This window comes from Clostridium sp. (assembly GCF_036642255.1).
In the GTDB taxonomy this organism is placed as follows: Bacteria; Bacillota; Clostridia; order Clostridiales; family Clostridiaceae; genus Clostridium_J.
Map to the genome: position 1 here is coordinate 1 of NZ_JAVWDJ010000086.1, position 6,825 is coordinate 6,825.

At 29.7% G+C, this 6,825-nt stretch carries 11 protein-coding genes; 4 read left to right on the forward strand and 7 right to left on the reverse strand.

The annotated features are described in order from the left end of the window. Positions 1 to 413: recombinase family protein (locus RR409_RS20465; protein WP_332559629.1), on the reverse strand; the 413-nt coding region annotated here is incomplete at its 3' end. Between the two features lie 284 nt (positions 414 to 697). Between RR409_RS20465 and RR409_RS20470 the strand changes: the two genes are divergently transcribed. Then, positions 698 to 1,090 carry a hypothetical protein gene (locus tag RR409_RS20470; protein ID WP_332559630.1) on the forward strand — a complete coding sequence of 131 codons (393 nt, stop codon included), beginning with the start codon at positions 698 to 700 and terminating at the stop codon, positions 1,088 to 1,090. A gap of 110 nt (positions 1,091 to 1,200) precedes the next feature. Here the strand turns inward: RR409_RS20470 and RR409_RS20475 are convergent, their stop codons facing one another. After that, on the reverse strand, positions 1,201 to 1,827 hold the full coding sequence (locus RR409_RS20475; RefSeq protein ID WP_332559631.1) for a hypothetical protein: 627 nt from the start codon (positions 1,825 to 1,827) through the stop codon (positions 1,201 to 1,203). A 206-nt stretch (positions 1,828 to 2,033) separates the two neighbouring features. On the opposite strand from RR409_RS20475, the gene RR409_RS20480 reads away from it, so the two are divergent. Next, the gene (locus RR409_RS20480) at positions 2,034 to 2,459 is read left to right on the forward strand and encodes a plasmid replication DNA-binding protein (RefSeq protein ID WP_332559632.1); all 426 of its coding nucleotides are present in this window, start codon (positions 2,034 to 2,036) and stop codon (positions 2,457 to 2,459) included. On the opposite strand, the gene repM is transcribed toward RR409_RS20480, so the two are convergent. Then, positions 2,448 to 3,374, reverse strand: coding sequence for a replication initiation protein RepM (gene repM / locus RR409_RS20485; protein WP_332559633.1), 927 nt, complete (start codon positions 3,372 to 3,374; stop codon positions 2,448 to 2,450). The two genes, RR409_RS20480 and repM, sit on opposite strands and share 12 nt — an antisense overlap. Positions 3,375 to 4,757: 1,383 nt before the next feature. Between repM and RR409_RS20490 the strand changes: the two genes are divergently transcribed. After that, entirely contained in the window at positions 4,758 to 5,255 is a 498-nt protein-coding gene (locus RR409_RS20490; protein WP_332559634.1) for an inovirus-type Gp2 protein, read from the forward strand. A gap of 4 nt (positions 5,256 to 5,259) precedes the next feature. Continuing rightward, on the forward strand, positions 5,260 to 5,538 hold the full coding sequence (locus RR409_RS20495) for a hypothetical protein (RefSeq protein ID WP_332559635.1): 279 nt from the start codon (positions 5,260 to 5,262) through the stop codon (positions 5,536 to 5,538). A 75-nt stretch (positions 5,539 to 5,613) separates the two neighbouring features. On the opposite strand, the gene RR409_RS20500 is transcribed toward RR409_RS20495, so the two are convergent. The 4 genes from RR409_RS20500 to RR409_RS20515 form a co-directional block, all read right to left on the reverse strand. Continuing rightward, positions 5,614 to 5,901: a type II toxin-antitoxin system RelE/ParE family toxin gene (locus RR409_RS20500; RefSeq protein WP_332559636.1), complete on the reverse strand. Its 288-nt coding sequence runs from the start codon at positions 5,899 to 5,901 to the stop codon at positions 5,614 to 5,616. After that, positions 5,891 to 6,079: a hypothetical protein gene (locus RR409_RS20505; protein WP_332559637.1), complete on the reverse strand. Its 189-nt coding sequence runs from the start codon at positions 6,077 to 6,079 to the stop codon at positions 5,891 to 5,893. Before RR409_RS20505 ends, RR409_RS20500 begins: the two co-directional genes overlap by 11 nt. A gap of 62 nt (positions 6,080 to 6,141) precedes the next feature. After that, entirely contained in the window at positions 6,142 to 6,510 is a 369-nt protein-coding gene (locus RR409_RS20510; protein ID WP_332559638.1) for a hypothetical protein, read from the reverse strand. Positions 6,511 to 6,583: 73 nt separating this feature from the next. Further along, positions 6,584 to 6,825: helix-turn-helix domain-containing protein (locus tag RR409_RS20515; RefSeq protein ID WP_332559639.1), on the reverse strand; the 242-nt coding region annotated here is incomplete at its 5' end.

Below are 6,825 nucleotides of genomic sequence, written 5' to 3' on the forward strand. Positions count from 1 at the left end.
TTGTCATTGTCTAATCGAGCCATAGTAGCCAACAAATCTATAAGCATATTGTTTACAAGATTCAGGATAGAGCCTGTAATGGTATCGGTTGAACTAACGAGCATATGTGTAGTTGGTAGATCGGCAACAACTAGCTTCAATCCTTTATATTTTATACGTCCTTTCAATACATCAAAATCAGCCTGAGACAACCTAGATAAGCGGTCTACACTCTCAACTAATAAGGTATCTCCATTCTCTGAATCATCGAGCAATTGATTTAATACTGGTCTATCTAGCTTAGTGCCTGATTCATTTTCTATGTAGTCTTTCACTTCATCTTGAATGGTATTTGCAAACTCTTTTAAATCATCTAATGCTCGTTCTGCATCTTGATCTTTGGTACTGGCTCTTACATAAATTCTAGTTGTCATTTCTCATTTAACTTTGTTTATTTAAGTACTATGATAATACTATCATTTAATTAAAATTAATAGTTTAATGATAGGTTGTTTCTCATTTAATTTTATTATTTTTTGAGTATAGTCTAATGATAAAATTTTATTAATCTTCTGAAAGCGCTTAAAGTATAGTTAACTGTTTTTTCTACGTGAATAAGTTAGAACAGACTCCATTGATAATTAACTTTTATTCACATACATTAATTAATCTGATATTTTATAATTTATTTAAATATTAGTATCTTAATGGTGATTAATTGAAAATAATAATACTTCTTAGCTCTATATCTATTTCGTCCTTATCTTTAGCAAAAGCCCCTACTGTTGATGGACAAAAACTTCTTCTTGAAGCAAGCTCGATCAAATTTTATGTTAGTGAAAAACGAACAGAATTAGATACAACAATTCAAAAATATGTCACAAATGTAGTAGCTACTATTGATGATCCAAGATCAAAGAATATCCATCTAGTTTATTATTATTTTGATTGTAAAAACAGGACAGTATCTGGTCAGGGTTTCTTATTTGATAGAAAAACAGGTAAATCTTTTAATGCACCTCCTAATATTCAATATAATATTAATAGTTATTCTCCAGTATCAGGAGCAACATTAACATATAAATACTATGCCTATTCTTGTTTAAAATAAGCAGGAATATTAGGTTCTATTAAAAGATCCTTTAAAGCTGACTAAGAAGCCATATGATAAAGAAAGGGAGCTATGCGCTTTCTTTTTTATTTCCAATTTTTTGTAAATACTCATATTAGACATTGAAGGATAATTAGCTCGTCATTGAGTGGGTCTGTATAAAATACAGCCATTCTATAGGATTCATTAAATACTTTCGGATAGGCATAGAAAAGATGCCTAGAATAATAGGTTTTATCATCTTCAATTTGATATAAGCTATCTGTAGCTATTTCTGCAGCTAAGCTTATCTCTTCAAGCAGGTCGAATCCATTTTCTTCTTTTAAGTACTCTATAATTTTAGCTTGACTCATATAATCTAAATTTGTATTTGGATTTTTCTTTCGGAAATCTGCAGCAAATTTAAGAATATCTCCTATATATTCAGTAGTAAGAGTAGGCTTATTCTCTAAATACAATGATAGATAAACAAATTTAAAAGATGATGGGAATTCTGGAGTAAAAACAATCGTACTTCCACTCTGCCCAGAAAATTTCTCATCTACAACAAATTTTTCTTTAAATTCAGTACTAATATTAGAAGATCTCGTGATTCCCTCTAACAATTGATTATGATTTCGATAGACTGTATTAAGATTATAATTTGATTCGATTTTATCAAAGTTCTTGCAAAGTAAACTATCCTCTAGCTCAGACGAAATATTATCACCTGCTAATAGAAAAGAGGTTTTAGTCATGCATAGAATGGCAAAAATAATATTTTTTTTCATTGTAAGGTATTAATTAATAATAATTAATTTGATAATAGCAAAAAAATAAAGTAAACCAAAATTTTAATCTTACTATATTTTGTTAATTTTCATTTTTTCAATTAAATTGAATTTTTATACATGCTAATAGCTGTATAGTATTGTTCATCTGAATAGAACAAGAATGAGCATATATGAGCAAGCTTTCAATCAATCAGGCAAGTAAATTATTCAAAGTCAGCCGTAATACAATTTATGCTCGTATTAAAAAAGGTGACATAACAAAAGACAGTGAAGGCTTTGTTTCTGTTCAAGATATGATGAGATTGTTTGGGAATAAAACAGATAAAAAAGTAACTGATCAAGCCGTTACTGAACTACTGAACACCACTAAACAAACAGTACAGCAAATTGATCACTCTACTGAGCACCCCAAGAGCAATACTGAACAACTTTTAGAACAAAAAATTGAACAACTAAAGACACAAGTTAAACAATTAGAAAGTCAATTAGAGTATGTCAAAGCTAATGAAGCATGGCTTAAACAGCAGCTAGATCAAAAACTCATTGAACATAAAAGCAATGATAAGAAAGGATTATTAGGTCGTTTATTTGGATAACTTCGTTGCTACATATCCAACTTGTTCTAAGTATTGTATCCAAGCATTAACATAAAACGGTTCTAGTAACTTAAGCTTAATTCTTTCAGCATACTGCTCTGTATTCTCTCCTATCTCAGCTTTATAGTGAGATTGAAAGCTATTTAATTTACTTAGCTTATCTCCAAACATATGAACTTGTTTAGCTGACATAGTATTAAACATATTAATTGTATTTTTATCTGCTTTAATAGGCTTTTGTTTAATCTTGAAAAGGAAATGAGATACAGTTCTACCATCTTTGAACTGATCATATTTAATAGTGATCTCTGTTTTTTTATTTATCTCATTAACAGCCTTATCCAATACATTTACTTTAAACAGGCTCATTGTTTTATATTCAGTCGGGCTAAGACCTAGCTTTTCTCGAATCTCTGAAACATCATATTTTTTGCTACTACCAAGATTCAAATATTGAACCAATAATTCATACAATCTAATACTATACTTACTTTTAAAATCAGATATTTGCTCTAAATGGTATTTAGTAAACTGTTTTTCTAATCGGCTTATCATACCTATAACAGTTGGGGTAAAGAACAATACAGCATACCCTTTATTATCAATATAACTTGCTTTGTATATCCATCTTTCCTTATACCGTTCATCTGTAGCATTATCATAATAACTAAACTGTCTTTCAAATAATGTATTTACTGCTTCTTGCAAACTTTCATAAGCTGTACTTTCTTTAACTTTGTATTGATCTATATAGCTTTTAACAGAAACTTTAATAGCAGTATTCATTGTAAGGCTTGGTATCTCTCTAGCTTCTACAATAGCCAATAGCATTAATCTTTGTTCGACTAGTGATAAGTTAAAGCTAGCATCAATTAAAGCATTATCCTTGACTACTAATCGTCTTTCTCTATCCATTTTTGTTTGCCTATTATTAGATATAAATTTGTATTTTGAATAGCTTATACTTTAACTATCTTAGATAGCAATATATTTATCTATCTTTATGCTCGGAAAAACTATCTTTATGTCCCCTTATCCACATCGGAAAAACTATCTTTATAACTCGGAAAAACTATCTTTATACTCTCTATAAGCCTTTCTCTGTAAGGCATACAGCAAACAGTAAAGCATTTTAAAGCTTTTTATATTCAGAAAAACATCTTCTTCTTTTCAAAAATATTTATTTTAATAATTAAATTCACCTATTTTTCATATAAAATATTTAAAAAATTCACTACTATTTTCAATAACTCTTTAAAACACTCTAAATTGATCGATAATGCACATTAAATACATTGAGCTAGGTATGTATAGACTACTATATAAAAATTCAACTAGAAGCAAATGGTGATGATTTGGAGGTATTTTTTAATGTCACCTAACAAAACTCTATTGTGAATTAAAAATATAGTACATATCAAATACTGGTGCTCGTTCCTCGCTATAGACTTTGTGGATTTTTCTTTTTTACTTATCCAATATCTCCACTAAATTTTTATGCCTAGATCAATTTGTTACGTCACGACAGAATTAAAACTATACTTTGTAGATTTTAGTAATGAATTAATCTAGGTAACAACCGACTGAATACAACCTGATACGAAATGTAAGAACAGAGGGCGTTAGCCATTGTTTATTTGATAGGGAAAGTTCTTTATTGTCACAATCGAAAAAGAAAAAGTTTTGAAACGATCGGAGTAGGTACTTAAAAGGGGGTACTGGGGCACAGTAGCAAGCCACCCGTACCTATATTCCAAAGGTAGCTGAATAAATACCTCATCCTTTCAAACTAAATTTTATATTTTTAACTAACTTAGTTAGATTAGTCGGAATTTGACATAAATGTTCTTATATATTAATATGTTAATTATAAAAATTAAAAGAATGAACAAGTACTATATATCCTATAATACTATCTAAGTTATTGATTTAAAATTAACTTGTTTATATGTTGACAATTGGTTTTTATAAACCATTGTTTCTTAGACATTTTATTTTGTTTATTTAATAATTAAAATCAACTTATGTTATTGATTTATAAATATTTTTTAACATTAAAACAAATTTGGATAAACAGAGAAATTATTCTATATCTGATACTTAATTTACTATGAAGTAAAGCTATTATCTTTACATATTATTTATATAGATTTCCTCTATCTTTTTATCTTTATTTACCACCAAAACAATACATATATAAGACTTATTCCCTTCCCTTAATTAATGAGTAAAATAATAAAAACTAGTAGCTATTTAGGCTACCCAATTAATAATAACTACACCTTAAAACAATCAAATATGAAAGATATATATTTAGCTTTAGTTCATGCTAGAGATAGCATTGATAGACCATTAGCACTTAGATATACATTAGGTCTTATTGATGACCATAGCTTTGATATTAAGAAATTAACAAGAAAAATAAGAACAATTTTTAAAGATGCTGGATATAGTTTTATTTATAGCTTCGAGCATGCAGAGAATAGAGGTCTTCATTTAGAAATGATATTAGTTATAAATCAGGCTAAATACAGTCCTTTAACAATATTTAATCTTTTAAGAAAAATATTCTTTAACATGGATGGAGTAGAAATTCATAATGAAAAATATAAAACAGTGTCTCTAAATTTTCATGAGAGAAAAGAAGAATATATTACAAGTGGAAGTAAGGTAGGACACAGTTTAAAAAAAACTGATCAATTTAGTGATTGCGTATATCGTGCATCTTATCTAGCAAAACAAGAAGATAAATTACAAGTAAAATATAAGAAAACATTTGGAACGATAACAGGATAAAACAATGAAAATTAGTAAAGAACAGTTTTTAATTAACAAAGCATACAATCAATTTTTAACAGAAGTAGTGTTCTGGTCTTACTTATATAAGAAATTTAAAGTAGATAAAGAACAAGGATTTAACTCTAAAAATAACTATGAAAAGATGATTTCATTTCAAGAAACAGTACAGAGAATGTTGCCTGATATTGAGAAGTTGAACAGGTCTAAGATTCGATCTTCCTACCCATTAGTTGATGACGTTGCTTTGATTCAGTATTTCAAGGATACAGTAGGGATATAAGATTAATTTCTGATGCTCCCTTGTGTAATTAGTATTAAAAAAGGGATGTTTTAAACATCCCTCTTCTGCATTAAGTTAAGAACGCCTTGAGTCTGCTGTATTATAGACAGCATCATTTTCACGTCTGCCTACAGCAATAACCAATACGACAACCTCATCATCTATAATTTCGTAAACCAAACGGTAGCCAATACTACGAAGTTTGATTTTATAGCGGTTAGGATGTCCTGATAACTTGTTCTTAGGAACTTTAGGATTCTCTAAAACCTTGATTAGTTTCTTTTTTAATGGCTGCTTAATACTTGGATTAAGCTTGTTCCATTCTTCTAATGCTTCTTCTAAAAAGTCTAATTTATAACTCATTTATGTTTACTCGAATGCGCTTCTGATTCGCACGAGCATCTGCAATTTTATTGAGTTCTAAGTCCTCTAACTGTTCAATCATGTTTTCATATAGATCAGCAGGAATACAGTAGAAAGCAGGTGTATTACGATTAAGGATTGCGACAGCTTCACCCCTACCTGCTAATACAGTATCCATAGGACTCTTCTTGAGTTCAGTAATACTTGCAGTCATTCGTGCATGGATTAGTTGAGTCATTATTAGTCCCTTATATAGTTCATGATTTGCAGTTTGGGATAGATTGATATCAGATGATTTGCATATTTGATTAGCTCAAATACTTTAGCTTCTTTCTTTAGTCTATTCGCAATCAATTGATTTCTTTCAGATTCTTTCTGTTTGAGATACTGCCAAATTGATTTTGATTTGGCTCTATAAACAATGGAGTTTGAGAGAAGTAAATCTAGAATGTTAGTGAGTTCTAGTTCCTCTAATCCAGGTGCCACTCTAAGATGTTCTAAACGAGCACTACATGGCCTTTCACTAGAGGCAGAATCATATATATCCAAAAGCTCTTTTAGCTCTTGCATAGGTACTTCATCTTCAATATGAGAAAGTTGTGGATTCATATGTGCTCCTGTTATGGAATACAACATAGCACATATAAAAGCACTACTAAAGGTGCTTTTAAAGACACTTTTGTTACAAAGCCTTAGATACTCTATAAACTGTTGCAACACCACAACCAACAGCCTTAGCGATTTCCTCTTTACTCATACTGTTTGTAGCTAGAAGTTCTCTGATCCTCTTGTGCTTACTTTCGTTTGGCTTCTTACCTGTTGGCTTGTATCCAGAACGTTCTAAACCTTGTTTGATTCGTTCTCTACGCTTGTCATTGTCTAATCGAGCCATAGTAGCCAACAAATCTATAAGCATATTGTTTA

What these genes read in the sequence shown, in the direction of transcription:
- RR409_RS20475 (WP_332559631.1), bottom strand. Translation starts at nt 1,827, where the DNA reads ATGACTAAAACCTCTTTTCTATTAGCAGGTGATAATATTTCGTCTGAG.
- RR409_RS20480 (WP_332559632.1), top strand. Translation starts at nt 2,034, where the DNA reads ATGAGCAAGCTTTCAATCAATCAGGCAAGTAAATTATTCAAAGTCAGC.
- repM (WP_332559633.1), bottom strand. Translation starts at nt 3,374, where the DNA reads ATGGATAGAGAAAGACGATTAGTAGTCAAGGATAATGCTTTAATTGAT.
- RR409_RS20490 (WP_332559634.1), top strand. Translation starts at nt 4,758, where the DNA reads ATGAAAGATATATATTTAGCTTTAGTTCATGCTAGAGATAGCATTGAT.
- RR409_RS20495 (WP_332559635.1), top strand. Translation starts at nt 5,260, where the DNA reads ATGAAAATTAGTAAAGAACAGTTTTTAATTAACAAAGCATACAATCAA.
- RR409_RS20500 (WP_332559636.1), bottom strand. Translation starts at nt 5,901, where the DNA reads ATGAGTTATAAATTAGACTTTTTAGAAGAAGCATTAGAAGAATGGAAC.
- RR409_RS20505 (WP_332559637.1), bottom strand. Translation starts at nt 6,079, where the DNA reads ATGGATACTGTATTAGCAGGTAGGGGTGAAGCTGTCGCAATCCTTAAT.
- RR409_RS20510 (WP_332559638.1), bottom strand. Translation starts at nt 6,510, where the DNA reads ATGAATCCACAACTTTCTCATATTGAAGATGAAGTACCTATGCAAGAG.